This is a genomic window from Lacticaseibacillus rhamnosus (assembly GCF_900636965.1).
Taxonomy (GTDB): domain Bacteria; phylum Bacillota; class Bacilli; order Lactobacillales; family Lactobacillaceae; genus Lacticaseibacillus; species Lacticaseibacillus rhamnosus.
This window is the reverse complement of record NZ_LR134331.1, coordinates 1,471,660-1,497,954: the sequence shown is the minus strand read 5'-3', so window position 1 is coordinate 1,497,954 and position 26,295 is coordinate 1,471,660. Positions and strand designations below refer to the sequence as shown.

Below are 26,295 nucleotides of genomic sequence, written 5' to 3'. Positions count from 1 at the left end.
TGTTTGCAAGAATGATCAAAAAGGGGCAGCCGACAAATGGCTGCCCCTTTTTATAGAAAAGTAAGTCTGAATGCTTAAGGAACTAATAAATTAATGACGTCTTCTTTAGGGATGTTGGTGAAATAAGCGTTTGTATCAATTGCATCTAAAGTTTTCTTAACCGCTTCAGATGTGTACGGCTTGTCTTTTAAAGCTGCTGCAACATCACTAACATCCTGTGGGCCGAAGAAATCACCGTAAAATTTAACGTTGGCAATTTTGCCATCTTTCACGTCAAACCGCGCATCGATCGTCCCATAATCAAAGTGCTTACGTTTCTTAGTGGTGAACTCTGGGCTATGACCGTAAACCCAATCCCAGTTATTATAAACATCGTCATAAATCTTTTTAATCTCAACTTCATCTTCTGGCGTCACGTGGTATTCCTTATCTTTAATGGCGGCCACATCGTCAACACCGAACAGACGGGTCAATAAAATATCCCGGAATTCCGGCACCGTCAGATTCTGATATTTTTTATCCAGATAAGGCCGCAAGTTTGTAACCCGACTCTTAACGGATTTAATTCCTTTACTCTTGATTTTATCTTCAGGAACGTTGAGCACATTAGGGATGACGCTCATATCGACATCCAGCATCAAAGTGCCATGCGAAAATGTCTTACCGTTGCGGGTGTACATTGCGCTGCCGGAAAACTTCTTCCCGTCAACCAGCATGTCATTGCGACCTGAAACTTCGGCACTTGTCGCACCCAGCGTGTGAATCGCATCAACAATCGGCTGCGTGAAGGACTTAAAATCACCAAATTCTTCGGAGTCACTATCGACCACAAATGAAAAACATAAATTACCCAAATCGTGATACACTGCACCACCGCCGGAAAGCCGACGTGTCACAACGATATTGTGATCTTCAACATACTTTTGATTCAACTCTTCCAGCGTGTTCTGGTTACGGCCGACAATCACGCTTGGCTTTTCATAATAAAAAAGCAGCAGTGGTTCATCAAACTGCTTGGCATTCATCAGATATTGCTCAGTCGCCAAGTTTTCACGAATATCGTGAGACTTCATAATGACATAATACATCCTTGCACATCCTCCTATGAGCATCGGCTGACAGCTTCAGCAGCTGCCAGCAAATGCGTTATCCAGTAACGACTGACACGATTAGTCGATCGTTGACTTAGTACATGGCCTATTTTAACGAGTTATGCGCCAAAAAGAAAGCGATTTCGATTGACAACAATCTATTTTGCCAATCTAACTCGCTGTGCGATCCAATTTTGTCCCGCCGACTTTAATACTTGGCACGCTTTCATTAAAAGAGAAAAACCTAAGGCCAAATTAGAATTTATTGCGTCCTATTGCACTGAAACGTGAATCAGTCGTGCAAGAAAATGAGAAGTGCGTTAAGATTATGACATAACGTTTCATGGTGAAAGGAGCTTTTTAATGACAAGTGAAGTACGCTATCAAGACGATTTATATCAAGCAGTGAACGGTGCTTGGATGAAACAAGCAGTTATTCCTGACGACAAAAGCAGTACCGGCGGGTTTCAGGATCTTGCCGATGAAGTCGAGGAGAAGATGATGGCTGATTTTGCCGCCGTTTCAGCTGGCAAAAAGCAGGCACCTGACAAGTATTTTGCCCAGGCAGTAACGCTGTATCAACAGGCTAAGGACTTTAAAACGCGGGACGCGGCTGGATTTGCCCCGGCTGAACCACGCTTAAATCTGGTGAAGGGCATTAAAGACCTGGCGGATTACAACCAACGCGCTGCTAATTTGCTTCAGGAGCATTTAATCGATCCGCCATTCAACTTTTTTGTTGATGTCGACATGAAAGATACCAGCAAAAATGTGATTAATCTGATGGGGCCAAAAACGATTTTGCCGGATACGTCCTATTACGCTAAGGACAATCAAAATGGCGCGCAATTGCTTGGCATTTTCAAAGACATGATGCAGCAACTGTTGGCGTACACTGATTTGGACGAAGCCGCACAAAAGGCCACTTTGGAAGGCGCGTTGGCGTTTGATGCCGAAATTGCCAAGCACGTCAAGAGTTCTGAAGAATGGGCTGATTATCCTAAGGCCTATAATCCAACGCCAACTAGCACGGTCATTGAGAAGCTCAAGCCGTTTAATTTTGAAGACCTCTTAAAGACCATTTTCAAGAATGTGCCGGAAACAATTGTGGTTGCGGATCCGCGCTTTTTGAATGAATTTGACCAGCTATTTAATGAAGCCAACTTCAAGCTTTATCGCGACTGGCTTTATGTCATGACGCTAGGTGACGTGGCCGGCTTCTTGAGCGAACCACTGCGGCAATTGAGCGGTACATATAACCGCGCATTATCTGGTGCACCGAAATCGCCTGATCAGCTTAAGCATGCTTATCGGGTCGCCAACCGGTACTTCAGTGAACCAATTGGCATTTATTATGGGCGGACCTACTTCGGGGAAAAAGCAAAAGCCGATGTCACCCAGCTAGTTGAAAAGATGATTGCAACTTACAAACAGCGCTTAGCTAACTCTGACTGGCTATCTCAGCCAACGAAAGACAAAGCCATTCTTAAGTTAAATAAGATGGTATTAAAAATGGGGTATCCGGATCATCCTGAAGCCATTTACGATCTGCTCCATGTTGATCCCAATCGCTCATTGCTAGAAAACTTATTTGCCATGCGCAAGGTGCAAGTACAGTATAACTTTGATAAACTGACGAAACCCGTTGATCGCACGGTATGGAACATGCCCGGACACTTGGTGAATGCCAGCTATGATCCGTCCAAAAACGACATTACTTTCCCAGCCGCCATTCTACAGGCACCATTTTATTCCTTAAAGCAAACCGCTTCGGAAAATCTTGGCGGGATTGGCGCGGTCATTGCGCACGAAATTTCTCATGGATTCGACAACAATGGTGCCCAGTTCGATGAGTACGGCAACATGGCCAACTGGTGGCAAAAAGCCGATTTTGATCATTTCCATGAATTGACCCAAGCCATGATTGACGAATTTGACGGTCTGGAAACGGCAGCCGGCAAAGTAAACGGCAAATTAGTGGTTTCGGAAAATATTGCCGATGCCGGCGGATTAGCAGCGGCGTTGGATACGGCTAAACGGGAAAAGGATGCTGATTTACGCGCATTCTTCATCAATTGGGCGCGCATTTGGCGTTCAAAATCGCGTTTAGAGCGCGCCAAGATGTTGTTAGCAGTCGATGTCCACGCACCCCATGAATTACGGGCCAACATCCAACCGCGCAATTTAGATGATTGGTATACAACTTTTGATGTTCAACCAGGCGATGGCATGTACTTACCGCCGGAAAAGCGCGTTCAAATCTGGTAGCACCATCCGCATCGGCTCACTTGAGCCGATGCTTTTTTGAATCAAACTATCATTTTCACGGTCAAGCGGATTAGGTGAGCGAACACCTTTGCCAGCGAACACTTGCCAAGATAAAGGATGATGTGTGAAAGGGAATACAAAGTGCCGCTAATGGGCTATAATTGTTATAGGAAAGCACTTGTGATAATTAGGACTGATAGGAAGTAGGGGAGAACATGGAACTGCAGACGTTGCGCAACTTCATTGAAATTGCAGATCATGGCAGTATTACCGCTGCAGCCAGAACATTAGGTATATCTCAGCCAGGGCTATCGCGCCAGCTCAAGGATCTGGAAAAAGAGCTGGGCGTCAAGTTGCTCATTCGGGGTAATCGCCGCGTCACCTTGACCGAAGATGGTACCTATCTACTAAATCGAGCACGCGAATTGACCGCCATTGCCGAACGGACCAAAAACAATTTACAAGGCAAACATGCCTTGGGCGGTGATCTCTATATCGGTGCAGGCGAAACTAGCGGCAAACGACTCATGCTCCAGTTAGCGCAATCTTTGCGGCTTCAGTACCCCAGCTTACATGTCCACGTGACGTATGGATCAGATGAAAGTCTGGTAGCTAACCTGGAAGCCGGCATGTATGACTTTATTCTGCGTCCGGGTAAAGAGCACACGCAATATGAACGGTTGTTGTTACCCATGCGTGATGCGTGGGGAATCTTGATGGACACCGAGGATCCCCTGACTGATAATCTGTTAATTACGCCAAATGATATCAGTGACAGTGAACTGATCCTGCCACGAGCAACGCACATCCGCAATAGTTTTGAACATTGGCTTGGCCAGGGATTGGATCCAGCCTATATTGTCGGAACTTATGACTTAACTGCTGATGCATTAGGCATGACAGCAGTCGGTTTGGGGCGGGCATTGTGCCTGGAATACCTGGCTACCCAAACGTCTAATACTTCCTTGACTTTTCGTCCGTTAGCACCTGCACTAGCCGATCCGGTTGCGTTGGTCTGGAAACGGGATCGGGAGCTTTCGCGTATCGCGCAACACTTTTTGGAACTTGTCCACGAGAAGATTGCGTCTGATAAAACCGAATCGTAATCTCGTGGTCAGGTTATAAGCGAAAGCCGGTCACCATTCTACGCGTCATTTATCAGAATTGGCCCCAGTATTTATACGATTTCAGGCAAACAAAAACAGCCTTTGAGACAAAAATAATTGTCTGCAAAGGCTGTTTTACTGTCATGAGCAAGGTCATTTTAATCCTTGTGCCCTTTATCTTCAGTCGAGAATGAATAATCATCATCTTCCATTGCTTCGACCTGACCGAGCCGGTAACCATTACCGACCTGTGAGAAGAAATCATGGTTAGCCGTTGATGTTGAAATGCCGTTCATTACAATCGGATTAACGTCATCGGCGGTATCCGGAAAGGCGGTTTCCTGTCCCAGATTCATCAGGGCCTTATTGGCGTTATAACGCAGGAAAGTCAAAACTTCATCGGTCCATTTGGTTTTAGCGTAGAGATCGTTCGTATACTTTTCTTCGTTTTCATAGAGGTCGTATAACAGATCGTACATCCAATCCTGCAGTTGTTGTTGCTCTGCTTCCGGTAATTCATTGAAGCCTAACTGGAATTTATAGCCGATATAGGTTCCGTGAACACTCTCATCCCGAATAATCAGCTTGATAATTTCGGCCACATTCGTCAGCTTGTTGTTGCCCAGGTAATAAAGCGGGGTAAAGAAGCCTGAATAAAACAGGAACGTTTCCAGGAAAACACTGGCAATTTTCTTTTGTAGTGCCGAGCCGTTGTGATAGATGTCATTGATTTTGTTGGCCTTGTACTGCAAATGCTCATTGTGATTGGTCCAGTCAAAGATTTCATCGATCTCGGCAGGCGTGTTCAGCGTCGAGAAAATTGATGAATAACTCTTCGCATGGACACTTTCCATAAACTGAATATTATTAAGCACCGCGGTTTCCTGTTGGGTCCGGATGTTTTGGCGTAAACTTGCCATACCGTCTTGACTTTGCAGGGTATCCAGTAAAGTCAACCCGCCGAAAACGTGGCCAACGACCCATTGTTCATCCGGACTCAATGAACGCCAATCGTCCAAATCGTTGGACAAGGGGATTCGGGTGTCGAGCCAAAACTGTTCGGTTAATTTTTCCCAAGTGGCTTTATCTACTTCATCTTCAATTGCATTCCAGTTAATCGCAATATACTGTTTTACCATTTTCTTCGCTCCTTATGTAAAAACAGGGGAGATCCCCCTGTTAAAAGATTATCAAATTGAGCAACTTTCACAAGCGTTGCTGCCGATTTCTTCTTGGTCATCGGTATAAGTCCGGATGTAGTAAATGGACTTAATGCCTTTATAGTGGGCGTAATTCCGCAAGATATTCAAGTCCCGGGTGGTCATTTTATCAGTACGACCATCTTTCCACGGATAAAGGCCAGCTGGGATGGTACTACGCATAAACAACGTCATCGCCATCCCCTGGTCAACATGTTGCTGGGCTGCTGCGTAGACATCAATGACTTTGCGCATATCAATGTCATAGGCGCTTTGATAGTAAGGCATCGTGTCGTTGGAAAGCCCTGGTGCCGGATAATAAATGGTACCGATTTTCTTTTCCTGACGATCCTCAATCCGGTTGACAATTGGCTGTAATGAAGCGCTGGTGTCGTTGATATAGCTAATTGAGCCATTAGGTGCAACTGCCATCCGATTTTGATGGTACAAACCGTTTTTCATCACATCTTCTTTGAGTGCCTGCCAGTCAGCCTGCGTTGGAATGTGAATGTTTTTGAACAAGTCGCGAACCTTATCATACTTCGGCGCCCAGGTTTGATTGAGATACTTGTCAAAATAACTGCCATCTGCGTACTTGCTATTTTCAAAGTTGTGGAAGGATTCGCCGCGTTCCTTAGCGATCTTATTGGAAGCTTTGAGCGTGTAATAATTAAGCAGCAGGAAGTAGATGTTAGTGAAATCAAGGCTTTCCGGTGAACCGTAGTACATGTGGTTCTTGGCAAAATAGGTGTGCAGGCCCATCGCACCAAGGCCAATACTGTGGGCAAGGTGATTGCCATGCTGCACGGATGGCACAACGTCAATGTTGCTGTGATCCGTGACATAGGTGAGCGCGCGTACCATGGCTTCGACGCTATGACCAAAATCACGGCTGTGCATCAAGTTAGGAATATTCGTACTCCCCAAGTTGCAAGAAACATCTGTCCCTAAGACCTCGTACTCCTGACGATTATTGAGCTTAGACGGAACCTGCACCTGCATAATTTCAGAGCACAGGTTACTCATGATAATCCTACCTTCGATCGGATTGGCGCGATTAGTCGTATCGATATTAATGATGTACGGATAGCCGGATTCTTGCTGCAACTTGGAGATCTCGTTTTCCAAGTCGCGCGCTTTGATCTTGTATTTCTTAATATCAGGATTGGCTACCATCTTGTCGTATTCCTTCGTGATATCCACGTAAGAAAATGGCTTGCCATACGCGCGTTCGACTGAATAAGGGGAGAAGAGGTACATGTCAGCGTTAGCCTTGATGAGTTCGTAGTATTTGTCTGGCACAATCACACCAAGGCTCAACGTTTTCACCCGATACTTTTCATCGGCATTTTCCTTCTTAGCGCCTAGGAAGCTGATGATATCCGGATGGAAGACGTTCAAATAAACCACCCCGGCACCTTGGCGCTGACCCAGCTGGTTACTGTAGGAGAATGAATCTTCCAGCAACTTCATGACTGGCAAGACACCACTGGCAGCACCGTCAATGCCCTTGATCGGTGCACCGGCTTCACGCAGGTTCGACAGCGTCAAGCCGACACCGCCGCCGATACGGGAAAGTTCCAAAGCCGAGTTGATTGCCCGACCAATTGAATTCATGTCATCGGTGATTTGCAGCAGGAAACAAGAGACCAGTTCACCACGCCGCGCCCGACCTGCATTCAGGAAGGATGGGGTAGCCGGTTGATAGCGCTGATGAATCATCTCATCGGCTAAGTCAACGGCCAAATCTTCGTTACCATCCGCAAAGAAAAGGGCATTAGCGAAAACGCGATCTTTGTAATCTTCAAGATATTGCGTCCCGTCATCGGTTTTTAACGCGTACTGAGCATAATATTTATACGCAGCCATGAACGACTTAAATTGGAAATGCTGCGCGGTGAGAAACTGATTCAACTTCTCCAAAAAGGCCGGTTGATATTTCTTTAAAAAGTCTGCTTCATAATAGTGATGTTCAACCAGATACTTTAAGCGCTCCTGTAATGAAGCAAATTTCATGGTATTGGGTGCAACATTTTCGGTCAAAAAGGCCTGCAATGCTTCTTTATCTTTGTTAAGCGGAATTTGGTCGTTAACGGGAATGTTAATCTCGTTGTTAAGTGCGTAATAAGTAACCTCATCCGGACTAATGGTTTTTAGTGACATGCTAATCCCTGCTTTCGCTGCATTTAATCTTCCTTGCTAGTTTCGATGCGATAAAAAAACTGGCTGATCAAACAGCCAGTTGCTTCAAGGCATCCGGTCGGAACCCGGAGAATGAATCAAGCCCATCTGCTTCGAGAACGGGAACCTGCTGGAATCCCTTTTTCTTCAAGTAGTCGATGTATTCAGGTTCTTCGTTGATATTGTGTTCGGTAAATGAAATGTTATGGGTATCGAGGTAGCGCTTTGTCATCCGGCATTGCGGACAGCCATTGCGCGTAAACAGTGTGATGTTACGCATAGGTATCATCCTTTCTTGTTATCTTATGTCTTTTAGAATACTCAATATTGGGGTGCCTGTCAATGAAAAACACCATATCTTGGGGTTAATTTTTTTGATACCCCCGAGCATATGGTGTCGATCCGATTTCTGCTTACTTTTAGTATACCAAGATTGCATAGTAAACGCCAGTGGCAACCGGCAAAAGGACGCGTTAAATATTGTCAATGACCATCACGTCAACGTGGTCGCTACTTTGAAGACTTTGAATGAGCGGCAAAAATGATTCAAAATAGGGGTGGCCTCAAGCAGGCATTATTTAGCTAGTTTACAATCGCCATTTGCTATACTATAGCAAAGTTTGAAAAAGAAGGCGGCACCATGGCGTTTGAAGAAATTTTTCTAGACCGCGAAGAACGAGACCGGTTAGCGATTTACGGCACTTTACGCGACGCACCCAACCACCAGCTTAACATTGTGACTACCTCAATGGCGCGTGGTGAAAGTTATCGGCAACTTCGCCGGCTCATGGAGAAGGTAGCCGCTGATTTGCATGAAATTGATCCTGCTGCACCACCGTTATTGCACCGCGGTGATAGCAACATGACGGCACCGCCTGCCATCAGTCGCGTTCGTTATCGCATATTTTTATATCGGCGGTCACTGCCGGGGAAACTACTTGTCAAAACTTTGATGGCGCCCACGTCAACGCTTTCAGATCTATTGACTGAAACCGGGTTTTCCCGCGCTGCTTTTTTTCGCCGAATTTCCGCATTACGACTCTATTTGCGCCGAGCTGAAGTTTCGATTAATTTGACCCCGTTATCGCTGATCGGTTCTGAACCGCGAATTCGCCAAATCTATCGCCAATTATTGTGGCAACTGGTCGATATCGGGAATCCGTTGTTCGCCGATATTTTGCCCGAATCACGCCAACTCATCAAAGCGTTGCAAGCGGCCGGCATGGTACAACGCGATTTCTCGGTCGCCCAGTTGCTATTTTCAGCCAATATTAATTTGCATCGCCTTAAGGCCCACCACTCAATTGCCGGTACTTTGAACTTTTCTGCGCTCAAACCGCAGCCATCATTACCTAAAAAAATACCTGCACCTTTAGCAAACTTGCCACGAGCCACTGCTGAAGCCGAGATGCTCTATCTTTATCTCGGACAATGGCGGATTCCACGCTTTCATACGGAACAACAATTTGATGCTGCCACCTTGGTCGGCTATCATGCCGCTAACGAGACGCCAGCATGGCAAACGGTCGCTAAGATTCGCACCGAACTCAGCACACGACTCGTCGGAATTTCACCATCCGTGACCAATGATCTCGCCTTGGCAGGTAACTTGCTAAAAATTTTAATTAGCGAACGCATCTTCCCAGGCGGCGCTTACATTGATTTAACCAAAACCGCCAGTCCCATGCGCGCGTTTTATCCGCGTCTGGAGACAGCTATTAAGGCCTTTTTTGCCCGGGAACTGCCGACCGAAAAATCCCGGCCTGAAATCGTTGACGGATTCTATCAATTACTTTGGCCATTCATGACCGACAGTGCCGTTTCAGATAAACTCAAAGTGGCACTTGATCCCATGATGCCACAACCTTTGTACGAAACAGTCCGTCTTAATCTGATGCATCCCGCCTATATTCGACTGGTAACTGTTGCCCAACACCCGGACCTCGTGATTTCTGCTCAGGCGCTGGCTCCCGGTGAGGAACCGATTGTACCAGACACGCCTGTTTTTTATTTGGCAAGTGATCGGTTCGAGAGCTGGTCAGCACTTTATCAAGAATTGTTCCACCGCTCCCGTCAGCTTTTGCATCGTTAATCGGTGGCCGTTATTTTGTTGCTGGCAGAACCATCGGAAATTATATGACGAAATCACACTATAACAGACTCACCGGCGCAGAAGTCTGCATGTAAGGACCTCAGTCGCAATGGCCAAAGCCCCGGCCATCACGCCTGAGGCCACTTACACTCCGACTTCTAAACGCGCCGGTTCACGCTCACTTTCTATAACACGCTCACCGGCGCAGAAACCTGCACATAAGGACCTTGGACGCAATGGCCAAGCCCGGGCCATCACCGCCCAAGGCCACTTATGTTCCGGTTTCTAACCGCGCCGGTTCGCGCTCAGCGTTGATGAAAATAGGTCATAGGTGCATACTAATAGTATTAGGAGATGAAGTAACCATGAAACGTGACAAGAAAGCTGATGAAGCGGCCGTCATTGATATGAATGACACGCTGATGGATTACGCTCACAAACGTCAGCCGCATGTTGATGATCTGGCCGAAGAACTGGCTAATCGGGCCAAAGATAATCTGGAAGCGATCGATACTTATTTAAACGATGGTGGCGAAGCGCGCAAAGAATATCAAGCGATTGCAGAGGGTTATTTGCGCGATAAGTATAATCTTGACGGCGATGAATTACTCACGGCACGCGACGAGTTAGTTCATGCTGCGATTCATTACCTTCTTGGTCACACCAAGGTATTGGATGATTGGCAGCGTTAATGCGCGCGGTCCTGAAAGTCTCCAAGCGCGGGGTATCGTTCAGTAGACGACTTTAGTCCTTTTTGGTAATAATTTTACTTAATCGCGGTATCTTCATCAGCCATTTTTCAAAAAGCAACGCCGGTTCAGCGAAACATCACATCGTTGAACCGGCGTTGTTATCATTTGCGCCTTATAGAAAGTGAGCGTGAACCGGCGCGTTTAGAAGTCGGAGTGTAAGTGGCCTTAAGCGTGATGGCCGGGTTTTGGCCATTGCGCTTAAGGGGTCCTTACATGCAGACTTCTGCGCCGGTGAGCGCGTTATAATGAAAGGCTTTTGAAGCAATTTAAAGAATAGGGGACAGGAGCCTGGAAAAGTCTTGCTTAAACCGTAACCACCAGCCTTGGTTCGAAATGATTTCCGGTGTCAGTAGATAGCTTTTGGCCATATCCGCTTGGAAGATTTCGGCCAAAGTTCCGGCAATTTTGCGATCGTAAATAAACGCATTTATTTCGAAGTTCAATTTGAAACTGCGGATATCAAAATTTGCCGAGCCAACACTGGCAATCGCATCATCAACAACCACGGTTTTGGCGTGCATGAAACCGTGCTGGTAGTGATAAATTTTAACCCCTGATCGCGCCAGATAATTGGCATAATATTGCGTGGCACGGAAAATAAAGGGATGATCCGGCATATCCGGCACCATAATTCGGACATCAATGCCGGACATCGCCGCCGAGACTAAAGCATCGATTACCGTATCATCTGGCACCAGATAGGGGCTCTGAATCCAAACTGATTTGGTAGCGCTAGTGATTAACTTGGTGTACCCCAGCTTGATTTGTTGGGTGGGGCGGTCAGGTCCGGATGCAACAATTTGAATCGGCGTGCTGCCTGCGGTCATACTTTCGCTGGTCAGATCCTCGGCACCGCTTTGTTCGACGTTATAGGCAATTTCTTTTTGCTCATCGACAGTTGCGTTCCAATCCATTGTAAAGCGAATTTTCAACGCATAAATGGTGTTCCCGACAATGCGTAAATGTGTATCGCGCCAGTAACCGAATTTCGGTTTACGCGAAACATATTGATCACCGACATTAAAACCGCCAATATAGCCAACGTGATCATCAATCACAACGATCTTGCGGTGATCGCGATAGTTAAGCCGAAAGTCGGTGATGGGATGTTTCGAGCTAAAATAGCTCTCAGCCTGTCCGCCGACATCAGTGAGCCGCCGCCACCATTTAGCCGAGGCACCCATTGAACCCCAGGCATCATATAAAACCTTTACAGTGACGCCTTGCTTGGCTTTCTTTATAAGTAGTTGTTGAAACTGATTACCTAGCTCGTCATTATAAATGGTGTAATACTCAACATAGATATAATGTTTGGCCGCTTCGATGTCACGAAATAACGCCGCAAACTTTTTTTCGCCATCCGTGTACAGTTGAACCTGGTTGTGCGCGAGTACCGGTGCTTGGGCCGTATTAAGAAAAAAGGCCGTTAACGCCTTAGCTGCTGGCGTGTAATCCGTAGGCGGCAATAGCTTATTGCGCGCATTTTCATGTTTTTGAAGTGACACGAAGGCTTTCACGCCAGATTCATATTCGCGTTGAATCCGCCGCAACTTCTTGGTTGACAAGCCGCGACCGGCGAATAGATAAAAACCGAAACCAATAATCGGCAGGAAAATCAGCACTAGTAACCAAGCCCAGGTCGTTGAAATATCGCGGACTTCGCGGAGGACGGTGAAAATCGCCCCAATGGTATTCAAAACCAAAATAATAATAATTAGCCACGTAATGAGCGACATACCGCACCTCCATGAAGAATAATTTTATTGTACCCAAGCCAACGGTCACTGTCACGTTATAGTATAGAAGCGCTAAGCAGGATTCGGTATACTAATGCAAGTTTAGCCAGTCGCTTTTTCAAGAAATTTTCGCTTGGGGGTTTACTTACTAATAGTCAGTTGGTAAACTTATGCTTGTTCTCACATGCGTTGCACCGCCTTTAACGTTCACAGCCAGTGATAGGTGAGGGTGGGTTTGACGGTGTGTGCCCGAACACGTATTGATTAATAATAAAAAGGTGGTTATCTCGTGAATCAAGATCTTCTAAATCTGCTCAAACAACGCCGCTCCATCTATGCACTCGGCAAGGATATCAAACAAAATCCTGACGAGTTGGTTGCATTAATCGAATCCGTTATTCAAGAAACACCAACAGCCTTTAACTCACAGGCTACTCGGGCCGTTTTCCTGTTTGGCGAGCAACATGATAAGTTATGGGACATTGTGGTCAAGCGCTTAAAGAGTGAAGTGCCAAGCGAGGAAGCCTACGAGGCAACCAAGAAGAAAATTGCCGGTTTCAAAGCCGCTTTTGCAACCATTTTATACTTCACCGACACCGACGTCGTAAAACAGTTAGAGAAAAATTTCCCGCTGTATGCCGATAACTTTGCAACTTGGGCAGAACAGTCACAAGGATCGGCTCAGCTTAACACGTGGGTAACGCTGGCTAACAACGGTATCGGTGCTAACTTGCAGCATTACAACCCGATCATTGACGACCTTGTCCGCGAAGCTTTTGATATCCCGGCAAACTGGCAGTTACGTGCTCAGATGCCATTCGGTTCCATCGAAGGCGAAGCGAATGCCAAGGATTACATGGATCGTGAGCAACAATTCAAAGTGCTTAAATAATCAGCTATAACCCAAGCTGGTACGTTTCGATCAAAAAGCCTGAAACTTCCAATATTGCTGGAGTTTCAGGCTTTTTTTTACGTCAATCGATCCATGAAACGACAAGATGACTGACACTAACTTTCGGTTTCAGCTTGGTGCAAACCTTGTTGAGCCAGGTGATGGGCACCGCGATTTTGCCGATCCGGGATCCAGTTGGGCAATACCAGCGGAAACTCGTCAATTAAGCTCAGCAGCTCTGCCGTTAAAGCCGGATAGTGTTTGGCATAGCGCTTTTCAATGGCTTGAATCACTAACTTGGAATCGCTGTAGTAAGCGACTGTGCCTGTTGTCAAGCTGGATTCAATCAATAATTTAAACCCGGCAATGGCAGCAGCAAATTCTGCTTCGTGGTTACTCATCGCAGGCAAAGCGGCATGATGTTGAATTTGCTGAGGCAATCCGCTAACCAGAATGCCGATGCCAGCCGGTCCCGGGTTGCCTTTTGTGGCGCCATCTGTGTATAGTTTAAGCATGATTTCTCCTAAGGAAGTGGCAAATTGGCAGGATATCGAACACATTATCAACCTGCATGGATCGATTTTAGCATGTTTTGGAGTGCGATCGTATTTGGACTTAGTTTAGCGATCATTCTTCAGCTGGAAAGCACCAATTTATCATGGCTGGCGGTCGCGGTTGCAGGTATCACAATTTTAGTTGCGATTGTTCAGATTTTATTGCTCCGCCTAGTCGCAACGCCTAAAGGCCTTCGTTTAACCAGCTTTTTTAAAAGTAACACGATTAATTTAGCTTGGGCGGACATTGAGGACTTTACGAATGGCCGTTTGACCGTTATGCTTAAAACCAAACAATACGGTCGCGTTTCGTTTCTGATGTTCGGCAAAAAGCGAAAACAAAAAATCGTGGCGTTGATCAAAAAAGGTTTGGAAACATCCACTAAATAAGGAGTGTGTTGTATGTCTGATATTGAAATTGCCCAGGCTAACGAAGCCAGCTCAATGTGGCCAATCACGAAAGTTGCCGCAAGTATCGGTTTAACCGCTGATGATTTGGAACTTTATGGCAAATCAAAAGCCAAACTCAGCTTTACGGCGCTTAATGCGTTGAAAGATAAGCCGTTTGGCAAGCTCGTTTTGGTCACATCCATCAATCCGACCCCCGCCGGTGAAGGCAAATCAACCATTACTGTCGGCTTAGGTGATGCATTGCAACAACGCGGCCAGCATCCCGTTATCGCATTGCGGGAACCTTCATTAGGTCCGGTCATGGGGATGAAAGGCGGCGCAACCGGTGGCGGCTATGCGCAAGTGGTACCGATGGAAGATATTAACCTACACTTCACCGGTGACATGCATGCTTTGACCACTGCCGTTGACACACTGGCCGCTTTAATCGACAATCATCTGCAGCAAGGAAACACACTCAATATTGACCCTCGCCGAATTTTGTGGAAGCGTGCGTTGGATATCAACGACCGGGCACTGCGCCATGTAACAATTGGCTTAGGCGGTCCAACCAGTGGCGTGCCGCGCGAAGATGGGTTTGACATTACGGTCGCCAGCGAATTAATGGCCGTTCTATGTCTGGCCGAAAACATTGCCGATCTAAAAGCAAGAATTGGCCGGATTGTGATTGGGTATACCTATGACCGCAAACCCGTCACGGTCGGCGATTTAAAAGTCACCGGTGCCATTGCCATGTTATTGCGCGATGCCCTGAAGCCTAACTTAGTACAGACACTTGAACATACGCCAGCATTTATTCATGGTGGCCCATTTGCCAATATCGCACATGGTTGTAATTCCGTTTTAGCAACCCGCACCGCTTTGCAACTGGGTAACATCGCGATTACGGAAGCTGGCTTCGGCGCTGATCTGGGCGGTGAAAAGTTCATGGATATCAAGACCCCAGTGTTAGGTAAAACCCCGGATGCTGTTGTCATCGTCGCAACCGTTCGCGCACTAAAGTATAACGGCGGGGTTGCATTAGCCGATCTGCAACAGGAAAACCTGGACGCGTTAGCTAAAGGTTTTGCCAATCTGAAACGCCATATCCACAGTATGCAAGGTTACGGCGTGCCGGTTGTCGTTGCGGTCAATCGGTTCACAAGTGACACCGATGCCGAAATTCAGTGGTTAATTGATGCCTGTGCCAAACTCAATGTCAAGGCAGTTACCGCAACGGTTTGGGCAGATGGCGGCCGCGGCGGTTTGGCAGTTGCGGATGCAGTTTTAGATGCTTTGAATCAGCCAAGTCACTTCACACCGCTTTATGATCGCAACAGCGACGTCAAAGAAAAAATCAAGACCATCGTTCAAAAGATTTATGGCGGTGCCGATGTTGTCTATGAAGGTAAAGCGAATGCTGCACTTCGAACCATTGCCAAGAACGGTTGGCAGGACTTGCCGATTTGCATGGCTAAAACCCAGTATTCGTTAACCGACAACGCTAAAACACTAGGCGCTCCTGAAGGCTTCACCATTCATGTGCGCGATATTATCCCTAAGCTAGGCGCCGGGTTCCTGGTCGTCATGACCGGCACGGTTTTGACAATGCCAGGCTTGCCAAAAGCACCAGCTGCTTTAAACATGGATGTTACTGACGATGGTAAGATTTCCGGACTTTTCTAATCATGTCATCGCTGCGAGAAACGTTAACCGCCATTTTCAAGATGGCGGTTTTTCTTTGGGCGCGGTACACTAGGAAACAAACATTAGACGCGCGGCTGAGGTAGGAGTCAGCTGATGCTTACATCATAACGCGCTCCCCGGCGCAGGGATCTGCGTATAAGGACCTTGGTCGCAATGGCCAAAACCGGGCCATCACGCTCAAGGCCACTTATACTCCGACTTCTAACCGCGCTGGCTCGCGCTTACATCATAACGCGCTCCCCGGCGCAGGGATCTGCGTATAAGGACCTTGGTCGCAATGGCCAAAACCGGGCCATCACGCCCAAGGCCACTTATACTCCGATCCCTAACCGCGCCGGCTCGCGCTCAGGAGGATTTTTCTTTGCTTATTTATGTCATGGTTGCTGCTGTCTTGGTTTTGCTTGATTTCGGGATTAAGACTTGGGTTAGGGTTCATATTCCGCTTGGTGACAGTCAGTCATTAATTCCAGGTGTGATTGATCTCACCCATATCCGTAATACTGGTGCTGCTTTTTCGATGTTTGAAGGTAAGCAGTGGTTTTTTTACGTTACTACGATTCTGGCGTTTGTTGTTGTTGCCATGCTGTGGCGCGATAGTCTGCATAAGCCGTTTTATCGGATGGGGTTGACCTTGATCACAGCGGGGGCGATCGGAAACTTTATTGATCGTTTGCGTTTTCGATATGTAACGGATATGTTCCATCTCGAATTTCTTGATCAGTGGCGTTTTAATGCGATTTTTAATTTTGCAGATGTCTGCATCACGCTTGGGGTTGTTTTCGTCTTGATCTACATTCTGTTTGATCGTGACAAGGCGGCGGTAGCATGAGCGATACCTTCACCATTACCACCGAAAGCGGCCGAATTGATAAGATCATCACGGCCCACGAGACGACCCACACCCGCAGCCAGGTGCAAAAATGGCTCCAAGACGGCTTGGTCACCGTTAATGGCAATCCCGTGAAAGCTAATTTTAAGGTGACGGCCGGTGATGTCGTAACGGTGACCATTCCGGAAGTTAAACCACTAAAGGCCGTTGCTGAACCGATTCCTCTCGAGATTGTTTACGAAGACGACCAAGTCATTGTGGTTAACAAACCTCAAGGCATGGTTGTTCATCCGGCACCGGGTCATCCGGACGGCACGCTGGTGAATGGGTTGCTGTATCACACCAAGTTGCCTGGTATTAATGGCGTCATTCGGCCGGGAATCGTTCATCGTATTGATAAAGATACGAGCGGCTTGCTAATGGTTGCAAAAACAGAAGCCGCCCAGCTAAGTCTATCCGCCCAGCTTAAGGCTAAAACGTCGATTCGGGAATATTTGGCACTGGTTCATGGTACGTTTAAAGAAGACGAGGGCACAATTGATGCGCCGTTGGGTCGGGACCCGCGCGATCGCAAACGCCAAGCAGTGGTCGCAGATGGCCGCCATGCTGTGACCCATTTTCAAGTACTGGAGCGCTTTACAAACTACACCTTGGTAAAATGCATTCTGGATACTGGGCGCACGCATCAGATTCGCGTACACATGGCTTACATCCATCACCCGGTAGCAGGCGATCCTCTCTATGGCCCTAAGCGTACCCTTCCTGGTCATGGTCAGTTTCTTCACGCTGCAAAACTCGGCTTCGTGCATCCGGTCACGGGAAAATTATTAACTTTTACCGCGCCGGTACCCCCAATTTTTGAAAAAACCTTAACCGATCTGCGTGCAGGCATTGACAAGACCCGCAACGTTCGGTAATCTTAACTCAATCAAACAAGCACCTTTAACTAAGTCCAGTGAGGCTTAGAAGGTTTCCTTTCCGTTGCGGCGGATTATTCAGGCTACGGTCGCCTTCTATCCAAATTGGGTAGGAGGCGTTTTTTTGTGAGCGTGAACCAGCCCGGTTAGAAGTCGGAGCACAGCTTTCATCCCCAAGCAAACTCACTGGCACCAAGTTTTATCAGCATACATACAAGAAAGGGTGGCACATCAATGGCACAGTCAAAACAGGTTGTAGACGAGGTAACTATGAAACGCGCATTGACACGAATCAGTTATGAAATCATCGAACAAAATAAGGGTCTGAACGATCTTGTTCTAGTCGGGATCAAAACCCGTGGCATTTATTTGGCCCACCGCATCGCCAAACGCCTCGAACAACTAGAAGGTTTAAAAGTTCCGGTTGGCGAATTGGATATCCGGTTTTATCGCGATGATGTCCATAAAATCGACCATGAACACCAACCAGATGTTGAAGGGGCACAGTTGCCGGTTAACATCACCGGCAAGCATGTCATTTTAGTCGATGATGTCATCTTCACCGGCCGCACCATTCGCGCCGCTTTAGATGCGTTGATGGATGAAGGCCGGCCACGTAAGATCAGCTTGGCCGTGCTTGTCGATCGCGGACATCGCGAGTTGCCAATTCGACCGGATTTTGTCGGTAAAAACATTCCAACCTCACTTGACGAGCAAATTCAGGTGCAGGTGGCCGAACTTGATGGCAAAGACGGCATCAGCATTGAAAAGATGGGGGAATAATCAATGGCTTTTCATAATGACGAAGCAGTACTGGATATCGGTGATAAGCCGAAATTCGGTCAATGGGTGGGGCTTTCAATCCAGCACCTTTTTGCCATGTTCGGTTCAACTGTGCTGGTACCGATTTTAGTCGGACTGGATCCAAGCATTGCCTTATTTTCAAGCGGTGTCGGCACCTTAGTTTATATCCTGATTACGCGTGGCAAGATTCCTGCGTACATGGGATCGAGTTTCTCGTTTATCACGATCATGCAAGCTTTGATGAAAGGTGCGGGTTATCCAGCCATCGCACAAGGCACCGTAGCAGTCGGTGTCGTTTATCTCATCGTTGCCTTGATTGTTGCTCGCAGCGGATCAGCTTGGATTGATCGGGCACTACCGCCAATCGTGGTCGGTCCGATTGTCATGGTCATTGGCTTATCCTTGGCAGGCACAGCCGCCACCGATGCGACCATGCGTACAATCAGTGCCACCAAGAGCGTTTATGACCTGCGATACTTTGCCGTTGCGATGATCACCTTGGCATCCGTCATCATTTACAACATGTATCTCAAAAAATTTATTAGTCTTTTGCCGATCTTACTCGGAATTGTCACCGGCTATGTGGTGGCCTTGCTGTTTGGCATTGTTGATCTGACGCCGGTACAACAAGCGGCATGGTTTGATCTGCCAAAGTTTGAACTGCCTTTTATCAGCTATCAGCCGCAACTTTACTGGGGAGCCATTTTATCCATGGCACCGATTGCGTTTGTCACGATGACCGAACATATGGGCCACATCATGGTACTCAACAAATTGACTAAACGTGATTTCTTTAAGGATCCCGGCTTGAACCATACCTTAGCCGGTGACGGAACCGCGTCAATCATTGCTGGATTCGTCGGTGGCCCGCCTGTCACCAGTTATGGCGAAAATATCGGTGTGCTTGCGATGACGAAGGTGCACAGCGTTTATGTATTAGGCGGCGCAGGGATGTTTGCCATCTTGTTCGCCTTCATCGGTAAGCTAAGCGCATTAATTCGTAGCATCCCGAGTCCGGTTATTGGCGGCATTAGTTTCCTGCTGTTCGGGGTGATTGCTTCCAATGGCTTACGGGTTTTAATTGACAACAAAGTCGACTTCGATAAGAAGCGCAACCTGATGATTGCCTCGACCATTCTTGTGATCGGCATCGGCAATGCCAGTCTGCAATTTGCCGGCTATCAATTTTCCGGCCTTGCACTGGCAACCGTGATCGGAATCTTCCTGAACTTTGTTTTACCAGAACATGCCGCTAATGAAGAAGGGGCAGAGAAAAATGACCTTATCTAATTTGACAGATACACCGTTTAAAGATTTTGTTTCCGCTGAACAGGTTGATGAAAAAAGTGCTATGGCGTTAATCAACCGCGCCGAAGACTTCAAAGCCGGTCAAACCGTTCATTTTCCGGAACCAATTTATGCTGCTAACTTATTTTTTGAAAATAGTACCCGTACGCATACCAGTTTTGAAATGGCCGAACGCAAACTAGGGCTAACCGTCATCCCGTTCGACCCGGCCCACAGTTCAGTATCAAAAGGCGAAACGCTGGAAGATACCATTAAAACCATTGGGGCAATCGGCGTCAATATTGCGGTGATGCGGCACGCAAAAGACGGCTATTATAAAGAACTCATGGGTGCATGGCCAACAACCGCCATTGTGAATGCAGGTGACGGTGCCGGGCAACATCCTTCCCAAATGATGCTGGATCTGATGACCATTCACGAAGAATTCGGTCATTTTGAAGGCTTGAACATCGGGATTGTCGGCGACCTTAGCCACAGTCGGGTTGCCCGCAGTGATATGCAGATGCTGCACAAACTTGGTGCTACGTTACATTTTGCTGGTCCGCAACAGTGGTATGATCCTAGCTTTGACCGTTATGGCGACTTCATCAGCGTGCCGGAGTTGGTTAAACAAGTCGATGTGTTGATGCTGCTGCGGGTTCAGTTAGAACGCTTCAATCAGGATAATCGCGAAGCCTTTTCTAAAGAAAGTTATCATGCTAAGTATGGCATTACCGATGACTTGGCTAAAACCATGAAACCCAATGCCATTTTCATGCACCCGGCACCGGTTAACCGTGATGTTGAATTAGCCAGCGATTTAGTTGACGGACCACAATCACGGATCTTTACGCAAATGCAAAATGGCGTCTTCATGCGAATGGCCATGCTGGAAGCGGTCATCAATGCCCGTCACTTCGGAGAGGAGTAACTCATGCTCATCAAAAATGCCCACATCGTTAGCGACACCGAATACACTGCCGATATCCAGATCACCGGCGAGCAGATCACGGCAATCGGCCAGCAACTGACAGCTCGAGCCGATGAAACGGTGATTGATGCCACCGGTGCGACAGTTGTGCCAGGATTGATTGACGTTCATGTTCATTTTCGCGAACCCGGTTTTACCGCAAAAGAAACCATTAAAACCGGTGCGCAGGCAGCAGCACATGGTGGGTTTACAACCGTTGTCGCCATGAGTAATTTAAACCCGGTGCCGGATACAGTCGCCACTTTGAAGCCGTTACTGGCCAAGAATCGTAGCGATGCCAAAATCACCGTTCGCCAGTTTGCCCCCATTACACGAAACCTGCACTCGGATCAAGTGGTTGACATGCCCGCCTTACAAGCAGCCGGTGCACTTGGTTTTTCCAATGACGGTGTCGGGGTTCAAGATGCTGACACCATGTATCGAGCCATGCTACAGGCAGCCAAGTTAAACGCGCCGATTGTGGCTCACATTGAAGACGCAAGCCTCATGCACGGTGGCGTGATCAACGCCGGTCCGGTTGCCAAAAAACTGAACCTGCCTGGCATCATTAACCAAACCGAAAGCAGTCAATTAGCTCGGGACTTAGACCTGGCAGCTGCCACAGGCGTTCATTACCACGCCTGTCATATCTCAACCCGCCAAAGTGTGGCCTTGATTCGCGAAGCCAAGAAACGCGGCGTCAACGTTACCGCTGAAGTCTCACCGCATCATTTGTTACTTGATGAAAATAACATCCCCGGCGATAACCCCATGTTTAAAATGAATCCACCGTTACGTTCACGGGCTGATCATTTGGCATTACTGGAAGGCTTGCAAGACGGCACACTAGACATGATTGCCACGGATCACGCACCCCACACGGCTGAAGAAAAGACGGGATCGTTTAAAACCGCCGCATTCGGGATCGTCGGTTCGGAAACGGCCTTTCCACTGCTGTACACCAAGTTCGTTAAATCCAAAATGTTCACGCTCCAACAACTGATTGCCAAAATGAGCACGATTCCGGCAGCCAAATTCGGACTGCCAGGTGGTCACATCACAGTTGGTGGGCCCGCTGATTTAACCATTTTGGATCTGGAAACTTCTTATAAAATCGATCCCGCCGATTGGTTTTCAAAAGGTAAAAATTCACCATTTATCGGTGAAGAGGTGCAAGGCCAGGCGTTATATACCATTAGTCACGGCCAAATCGCCTATCAAAAGGGAGGACAAGCATGAAGCGCTATTTAATTCTGGAAGACGGCAGTGTTTTTCCTGGCGTCGGCTTTGGTGCGGAAACGGTCACGACTGGTGAAATTGTTTTTAACACCGGCATGAGCGGCTACCAAGAAACCATTACGGATCAAAGTTACAATGGCCAAATCATTACATTCACGCAACCGCTCATCGGCAATGTCGGTATTAACCGTGATGATTACGAAAGCATTGATCCGACTGCAAAGGGGATTGTGGTTAGAGACGTTGCGAGGGTCACCGGTAATTGGCGTAGTCAGATGACGCTGGATGAATTTCTCAAGCGCAAACATATTCCCGGTATCAGCGGCGTTGACACCCGGGCGCTGACCAAAAAAATCCGGGAAGTCGGTGCCATGAAAGCCAGTATTGTGGATGCCGCCGACGAACATGCCTTTGACCAGCTCAAAGCATTGGTACTGCCAAAGAATCAAGTACAACAAGTCTCGACTCAGCAGGCTTATCCGGCACCGGGTACTGGCCGCAATGTGGTGGTCATTGATTTTGGCCTCAAACATAGCATTTTACGGGAACTGGCTAAACGTCAATGTAACGTGACCGTGTTGCCGTCCACAACCACTGCGGCTACCATTCTAGAATTAGCACCGGATGGCGTCATGTTAACCAATGGCCCTGGGGATCCGAAAGATGTGCCGGAAGCATTGGATATGATTCGCGGCATTGAAGGTAAGATTCCACTATTCGGGATTTGTCTTGGCCACCAGTTATTTGCACTGGCAAACGGCGCCGACACCTTCAAAATGAAATACGGCCACCGCGGGTTCAATCATCCGGTTCGTGAAATTGCGACCGGCCGCATTGATTTCACCAGTCAAAACCACGGTTACGCCGTTGATCCTGACAGCATTGACCCGGACACCTTGCTGGTCACCCACGTGGAAATTAACGATGGCACGGTAGAAGGGTTGCGGCATCGCCTGTATCCGGCTTTCACCGTCCAATTCCATCCGGATGCTGCGCCAGGTCCACACGACGCCGACCATCTTTTTGATGAATTTATGGAAATGATGGATGCATTCTCAGATCGTACGCAGAAAGGATAATCATGCCAAAACGTCAAGATATTCATAAAATCTTAGTGATCGGCTCTGGCCCAATTATCATCGGTCAAGCCGCAGAATTTGATTACTCAGGGACGCAAGCCTGTCTCGCATTACGTGAAGAAGGCTATGAAGTTGTTTTGGTAAACTCCAATCCGGCCACGATTATGACCGATACCGAAATTGCTGATCGCGTCTATATTGAACCGTTAACTGTCGAATTTGTCAGTCAGATTTTGCGCAAAGAGTTGCCAGATGCCATTTTACCAACCATCGGCGGCCAAATCGGGTTAAATCTTGCAATGAAGCTCAGCAATACCGGCATTTTAGACGAACTTGGGATCGAATTGCTAGGTACCAAATTAAGCGCGATTGACCAAGCCGAAGATCGTGAACTGTTCAAAAATTTGATGCAAAAATTGCACGAACCGGTGCCGGAATCAGCCATTGCAAACAATGTTCAAGAAGCGCAGGAATTTGCCGACAAAATCGGGTTCCCGGTTATCATTCGACCAGCGTTCACCATGGGCGGCACTGGCGGCGGTATCGCTGACAACGAAAAAGAATTAGCCGAAATTGCTGAAAACGGCCTGAACCTCAGCCCGGTCACCCAAGTCTTGATCGAACGCTCCATTGCCGGTTACAAAGAAATTGAATTTGAAGTGATGCGCGATGCTTCCGACTCCGCAATCGTTGTCTGCAACATGGAAAACTTCGATCCAGTCGGGGTGCACACCGGTGATTCGATGGTCTTTGCGCCAACTCAAACCTTAACGGATAAAGAAGTCCAGATGTTACGTGACTCGGCACTCAAGATCATCCGGGCCTTGAAGATCGAAGGCGGCTGCAATGTCCAATTCGCACTCGACCGCAACAGCTTCAAATATTACGTCATCGAAGTCAATCCTCGGGTATCCCGCTCAAGTGCTTTGGCTTCTAAAGCAACCGGTTATCCGATCGCTAAAATGGCCGCTAAAATCGCAGTTGGCTTAAACCTTGACGAAATTAAGAACCCAGTCACCAAGAAAACCTGGGCCGAATTTGAGCCGGCACTGGACTATGTGGTCACCAAATTACCCCGGTTCCCATTTGACAAGTTTGAAAATGGTGATCGAACCCTCGGCACCCAAATGAAGGCAACCGGCGAAGTGATGGCAATTGGCCGCACACTTGAAGAAAGCTTACTAAAAGCGGTGCGTTCGCTTGAAGTCGGTTTGATTCACCCGCGGCGCCCTGAATTTTCTAAGCTAAGTGATGATGAGCTAAGCAAACACATTATTCAGGCCAACGATGAACGCCTCTTTTATCTAGCCGAAGCCTTCCGTCGTGATTACACGATTGATGAAGTTGCGGAATTATCCAAAATGAATCCGTTTTTCCTCGACAAGATCAAGCATATTGTTGAATTGGAACGGGAATTAGCCGCCCACAAAGCTGATTTATCATTACTAGCTGAAGTAAAACGGTATGGGTTTGCGGACGAAGAAATTGCCAAACTCTGGGGATTGCACGCCGACCAAATTCGCCAGATGCGTAAGGAACAGCATATTTTACCGGTTTATAAAATGGTCGATACCTGTGCCGGCGAGTTTGCCAGCGACACCCCATACTACTACAGCACCTATGAAAGCAGCACGGAAAGCACCAAGAGTGATAAACCAAGTATTCTGGTAATCGGTTCCGGCCCCATCCGAATTGGCCAAGGGGTGGAATTCGATTATGCCACGGTTCATAGTGTTAAGGCGATCCAAAAAGCCGGGTATGAAGCGATCATTATGAACAGTAACCCCGAAACCGTCTCAACCGACTTTTCAATTGCGGATAAACTGTATTTTGAACCGTTGACGCTTGAAGATGTCCTGAATGTCATTGACCTGGAGCAACCAAAAGGGGTTATCGTTCAATTTGGCGGCCAAACTGCGATTAATTTAGCCGAACCGCTTGCAAAACGGGGCATTAAGATTCTGGGAACCTCGGTAGCCGACCTCAACCGGGCCGAGGATCGGGACTTGTTTGATCAAGTCATTAAAGAACTTAAGTTACCGCAACCAGAAGGCGGTACGGCTACTGACAAAGATGGCGCTTTAGCAGTCGCCGATAAAATTGGTTATCCCGTTTTGGTTCGCCCAAGTTATGTTTTAGGCGGCCGGGCAATGGAAATCGTTCACGATGCTGACGAATTAGCGAGTTACATTGATCGCGCGGTATCGGTTTCGCACGACCATCCAGTTTTGATTGACCACTATTTAGTCGGCAAAGAATGCGAAGTCGATTGCATTTCCGACGGTGAAACCGTGGTACTGCCTGGCATCATGGAGCACATTGAGCGCGCCGGCATTCATAGCGGTGATTCGATGGCCGTTTATCCACCGCAAACATTTAGTCAGGATATTATTGACCAGATTACCGATGCAACCATCAAACTGTCGCGCGCTTTAAACTGCATCGGCTTGATGAACGTGCAATTCATCATTCATCAAGGCAAGGCTTATGTCATTGAAGTCAACCCGCGGGCAAGTCGGACTGTTCCATTTTTGAGCAAGGTCACAAACGTTAAACTGGCTCAAGTCGCAACCTTGGCCATCCTCGGTTTAAGTTTGAAGGAACAAGGCTTTACGACTGGTCTGCTGCCTAATCAAGCTGGTATCCACGTCAAAGCGCCGGTCTTCAGTTTCTCCAAACTCAATCACGTTGACAGTCTGCTTGGACCGGAAATGAAATCCACCGGAGAAGTCATGGGCAGCGATACAACGCTGGCAAAAGCTTTATACAAGGCGTTCGAAGCAGCAGGTATGCACTTGCCACAATTTGGCCGCGCTTTAATCACGGTTAAGGATGCCGATAAAGTTGAAGCTACCGAGCTGGCTAAGCGCTTCCGTGAAGTAGGCTACCAGTTAGTTGCTACCAGCGGCACAGCAAAGGCGTTTGAAGCCGCCGGGATTACGGTCGCGACGATTGAAAAGCTTGACAGTGGTAAAGAAACGATTCTCGAAGACATTGCCGACCGCAAGATTCAACTGGTCATTAACACTATGACGGCAGATAAAAAGGCGTCAAGCGATGGATTCCGCATTCGGGAAACCGCGATTGAGCATGGCGTGCCGTTAATGACGAGCCTTGACACGGCCGATGCCATTTTGAAAGTATTGGAATCGCGTGCCTTCTCAATGACACCGATTCGCAGTTAGTATCAGCTGATCCAAAA

Annotated in this window: 21 protein-coding genes; 15 read left to right on the top strand and 6 right to left on the bottom strand. The window is 47.5% G+C overall.

What is annotated here, in order from left to right; translation table 11 throughout:
- Nucleotides 1–74 precede the first annotated feature (74 nt).
- The gene (locus tag EL173_RS07695) at nt 75–1,088 is read right to left on the bottom strand and encodes a lipoate--protein ligase (RefSeq protein WP_014571343.1); all 1,014 of its coding nucleotides are present in this window, start codon (nt 1,086–1,088) and stop codon (nt 75–77) included.
- 366 nt (nt 1,089–1,454) lie between these two features.
- Here EL173_RS07695 and EL173_RS07690 point away from each other — a divergent pair, with 366 nt between their 5' ends.
- Both EL173_RS07690 and EL173_RS07685 read left to right on the top strand, forming a co-directional pair.
- Nucleotides 1,455–3,359, top strand: coding sequence for a M13 family metallopeptidase (locus EL173_RS07690; protein ID WP_005689411.1), 1,905 nt, complete (start codon nt 1,455–1,457; stop codon nt 3,357–3,359).
- Between the two features lie 215 nt (nt 3,360–3,574).
- On the top strand, nt 3,575–4,465 hold the full coding sequence (locus tag EL173_RS07685) for a LysR family transcriptional regulator (RefSeq protein WP_005689408.1): 891 nt from the start codon (nt 3,575–3,577) through the stop codon (nt 4,463–4,465).
- A gap of 158 nt (nt 4,466–4,623) precedes the next feature.
- Here the strand turns inward: EL173_RS07685 and nrdF are convergent, their stop codons facing one another.
- The 3 genes from nrdF to nrdH all read right to left on the bottom strand — a co-directional run bounded on the left by nrdF (nt 4,624) and on the right by nrdH (nt 8,125).
- Nucleotides 4,624–5,604: a class 1b ribonucleoside-diphosphate reductase subunit beta gene (nrdF, locus tag EL173_RS07680; protein ID WP_005689406.1), complete on the bottom strand. Its 981-nt coding sequence runs from the start codon at nt 5,602–5,604 to the stop codon at nt 4,624–4,626.
- Nucleotides 5,605–5,655: 51 nt separating this feature from the next.
- On the bottom strand, nt 5,656–7,827 hold the full coding sequence (gene nrdE / locus EL173_RS07675) for a class 1b ribonucleoside-diphosphate reductase subunit alpha (protein WP_019728491.1): 2,172 nt from the start codon (nt 7,825–7,827) through the stop codon (nt 5,656–5,658).
- A 67-nt stretch (nt 7,828–7,894) separates the two neighbouring features.
- On the bottom strand, nt 7,895–8,125 hold the full coding sequence (gene nrdH / locus EL173_RS07670; RefSeq protein WP_005685874.1) for a glutaredoxin-like protein NrdH: 231 nt from the start codon (nt 8,123–8,125) through the stop codon (nt 7,895–7,897).
- A 360-nt stretch (nt 8,126–8,485) separates the two neighbouring features.
- Between nrdH and EL173_RS07665 the strand changes: the two genes are divergently transcribed.
- A complete protein-coding gene (locus EL173_RS07665; protein WP_005689401.1) occupies nt 8,486–9,937 on the top strand; it encodes a helix-turn-helix domain-containing protein in 1,452 nt (483 codons plus the stop codon).
- 365 nt (nt 9,938–10,302) lie between these two features.
- The gene (locus EL173_RS07655; protein ID WP_005709564.1) at nt 10,303–10,629 is read left to right on the top strand and encodes a hypothetical protein; all 327 of its coding nucleotides are present in this window, start codon (nt 10,303–10,305) and stop codon (nt 10,627–10,629) included.
- Nucleotides 10,630–10,955: 326 nt separating this feature from the next.
- On the opposite strand, the gene cls is transcribed toward EL173_RS07655, so the two are convergent.
- Complete coding sequence (cls, locus tag EL173_RS07650; protein ID WP_005689393.1) at nt 10,956–12,425, bottom strand: cardiolipin synthase; 1,470 nt, start codon at nt 12,423–12,425, stop codon at nt 10,956–10,958.
- A gap of 289 nt (nt 12,426–12,714) precedes the next feature.
- On the opposite strand from cls, the gene EL173_RS07645 reads away from it, so the two are divergent.
- Nucleotides 12,715–13,317 carry a nitroreductase family protein gene (locus EL173_RS07645; RefSeq protein WP_005689392.1) on the top strand — a complete coding sequence of 201 codons (603 nt, stop codon included), beginning with the start codon at nt 12,715–12,717 and terminating at the stop codon, nt 13,315–13,317.
- 116 nt (nt 13,318–13,433) lie between these two features.
- On the opposite strand, the gene EL173_RS07640 is transcribed toward EL173_RS07645, so the two are convergent.
- Nucleotides 13,434–13,832: a ribonuclease HI family protein gene (locus EL173_RS07640; protein WP_005689390.1), complete on the bottom strand. Its 399-nt coding sequence runs from the start codon at nt 13,830–13,832 to the stop codon at nt 13,434–13,436.
- A 24-nt stretch (nt 13,833–13,856) separates the two neighbouring features.
- Between EL173_RS07640 and EL173_RS07635 the strand changes: the two genes are divergently transcribed.
- The 10 genes from EL173_RS07635 to carB all read left to right on the top strand — a co-directional run bounded on the left by EL173_RS07635 (nt 13,857) and on the right by carB (nt 26,278).
- The gene (locus EL173_RS07635) at nt 13,857–14,261 is read left to right on the top strand and encodes an EbsA family protein (protein WP_005689388.1); all 405 of its coding nucleotides are present in this window, start codon (nt 13,857–13,859) and stop codon (nt 14,259–14,261) included.
- Nucleotides 14,262–14,273: 12 nt separating this feature from the next.
- Nucleotides 14,274–15,947 (top strand): formate--tetrahydrofolate ligase, encoded by a 1,674-nt coding sequence (locus EL173_RS07630; protein ID WP_005689387.1) that lies wholly within the window; start codon nt 14,274–14,276, stop codon nt 15,945–15,947.
- Between the two features lie 382 nt (nt 15,948–16,329).
- Nucleotides 16,330–16,797, top strand: a complete 468-nt coding sequence (gene lspA, locus EL173_RS07620) for a signal peptidase II (protein ID WP_015764469.1) — start codon at nt 16,330–16,332, stop codon at nt 16,795–16,797.
- Nucleotides 16,794–17,714 (top strand): RluA family pseudouridine synthase, encoded by a 921-nt coding sequence (locus EL173_RS07615; RefSeq protein ID WP_005689385.1) that lies wholly within the window; start codon nt 16,794–16,796, stop codon nt 17,712–17,714. The genes lspA and EL173_RS07615 overlap by 4 nt, the downstream gene beginning before the upstream one ends.
- A 234-nt stretch (nt 17,715–17,948) precedes the next feature.
- Entirely contained in the window at nt 17,949–18,497 is a 549-nt protein-coding gene (gene pyrR / locus EL173_RS07605) for a bifunctional pyr operon transcriptional regulator/uracil phosphoribosyltransferase PyrR (RefSeq protein ID WP_005689384.1), read from the top strand.
- 3 nt (nt 18,498–18,500) lie between these two features.
- The gene (locus EL173_RS07600; RefSeq protein WP_005689383.1) at nt 18,501–19,808 is read left to right on the top strand and encodes a uracil-xanthine permease family protein; all 1,308 of its coding nucleotides are present in this window, start codon (nt 18,501–18,503) and stop codon (nt 19,806–19,808) included.
- On the top strand, nt 19,795–20,736 hold the full coding sequence (locus tag EL173_RS07595) for an aspartate carbamoyltransferase catalytic subunit (protein WP_014571340.1): 942 nt from the start codon (nt 19,795–19,797) through the stop codon (nt 20,734–20,736). Before EL173_RS07600 ends, EL173_RS07595 begins: the two co-directional genes overlap by 14 nt.
- A gap of 3 nt (nt 20,737–20,739) precedes the next feature.
- A complete protein-coding gene (locus EL173_RS07590) occupies nt 20,740–22,014 on the top strand; it encodes a dihydroorotase (RefSeq protein ID WP_005689381.1) in 1,275 nt (424 codons plus the stop codon).
- The gene (locus tag EL173_RS07585) at nt 22,011–23,093 is read left to right on the top strand and encodes a carbamoyl phosphate synthase small subunit (protein ID WP_005689380.1); all 1,083 of its coding nucleotides are present in this window, start codon (nt 22,011–22,013) and stop codon (nt 23,091–23,093) included. The genes EL173_RS07590 and EL173_RS07585 overlap by 4 nt, the downstream gene beginning before the upstream one ends.
- 2 nt (nt 23,094–23,095) lie before the next feature.
- The gene (carB, locus tag EL173_RS07580) at nt 23,096–26,278 is read left to right on the top strand and encodes a carbamoyl-phosphate synthase large subunit (RefSeq protein WP_005689379.1); all 3,183 of its coding nucleotides are present in this window, start codon (nt 23,096–23,098) and stop codon (nt 26,276–26,278) included.
- Nucleotides 26,279–26,295 lie beyond the last annotated feature (17 nt).

Bases quoted from the DNA above. Each gene is read 5' to 3' on its own strand.
- EL173_RS07630 (WP_005689387.1), top strand. From the start codon at position 14,274: ATGTCTGATATTGAAATTGCCCAGGCTAACGAAGCCAGCTCAATGTGG.
- EL173_RS07585 (WP_005689380.1), top strand. From the start codon at position 22,011: ATGAAGCGCTATTTAATTCTGGAAGACGGCAGTGTTTTTCCTGGCGTC.
- carB (WP_005689379.1), top strand. From the start codon at position 23,096: ATGCCAAAACGTCAAGATATTCATAAAATCTTAGTGATCGGCTCTGGC.
- EL173_RS07685 (WP_005689408.1), top strand. From the start codon at position 3,575: ATGGAACTGCAGACGTTGCGCAACTTCATTGAAATTGCAGATCATGGC.
- EL173_RS07695 (WP_014571343.1), bottom strand. From the start codon at position 1,088: ATGTATTATGTCATTATGAAGTCTCACGATATTCGTGAAAACTTGGCG.
- pyrR (WP_005689384.1), top strand. From the start codon at position 17,949: ATGGCACAGTCAAAACAGGTTGTAGACGAGGTAACTATGAAACGCGCA.
- cls (WP_005689393.1), bottom strand. From the start codon at position 12,425: ATGTCGCTCATTACGTGGCTAATTATTATTATTTTGGTTTTGAATACC.
- nrdE (WP_019728491.1), bottom strand. From the start codon at position 7,827: ATGTCACTAAAAACCATTAGTCCGGATGAGGTTACTTATTACGCACTT.
- EL173_RS07665 (WP_005689401.1), top strand. From the start codon at position 8,486: ATGGCGTTTGAAGAAATTTTTCTAGACCGCGAAGAACGAGACCGGTTA.
- nrdH (WP_005685874.1), bottom strand. From the start codon at position 8,125: ATGCGTAACATCACACTGTTTACGCGCAATGGCTGTCCGCAATGCCGG.
- EL173_RS07595 (WP_014571340.1), top strand. From the start codon at position 19,795: ATGACCTTATCTAATTTGACAGATACACCGTTTAAAGATTTTGTTTCC.
- EL173_RS07655 (WP_005709564.1), top strand. From the start codon at position 10,303: ATGAAACGTGACAAGAAAGCTGATGAAGCGGCCGTCATTGATATGAAT.
- EL173_RS07590 (WP_005689381.1), top strand. From the start codon at position 20,740: ATGCTCATCAAAAATGCCCACATCGTTAGCGACACCGAATACACTGCC.
- nrdF (WP_005689406.1), bottom strand. From the start codon at position 5,604: ATGGTAAAACAGTATATTGCGATTAACTGGAATGCAATTGAAGATGAA.
- EL173_RS07640 (WP_005689390.1), bottom strand. From the start codon at position 13,832: ATGCTTAAACTATACACAGATGGCGCCACAAAAGGCAACCCGGGACCG.
- EL173_RS07690 (WP_005689411.1), top strand. From the start codon at position 1,455: ATGACAAGTGAAGTACGCTATCAAGACGATTTATATCAAGCAGTGAAC.
- EL173_RS07600 (WP_005689383.1), top strand. From the start codon at position 18,501: ATGGCTTTTCATAATGACGAAGCAGTACTGGATATCGGTGATAAGCCG.
- EL173_RS07615 (WP_005689385.1), top strand. From the start codon at position 16,794: ATGAGCGATACCTTCACCATTACCACCGAAAGCGGCCGAATTGATAAG.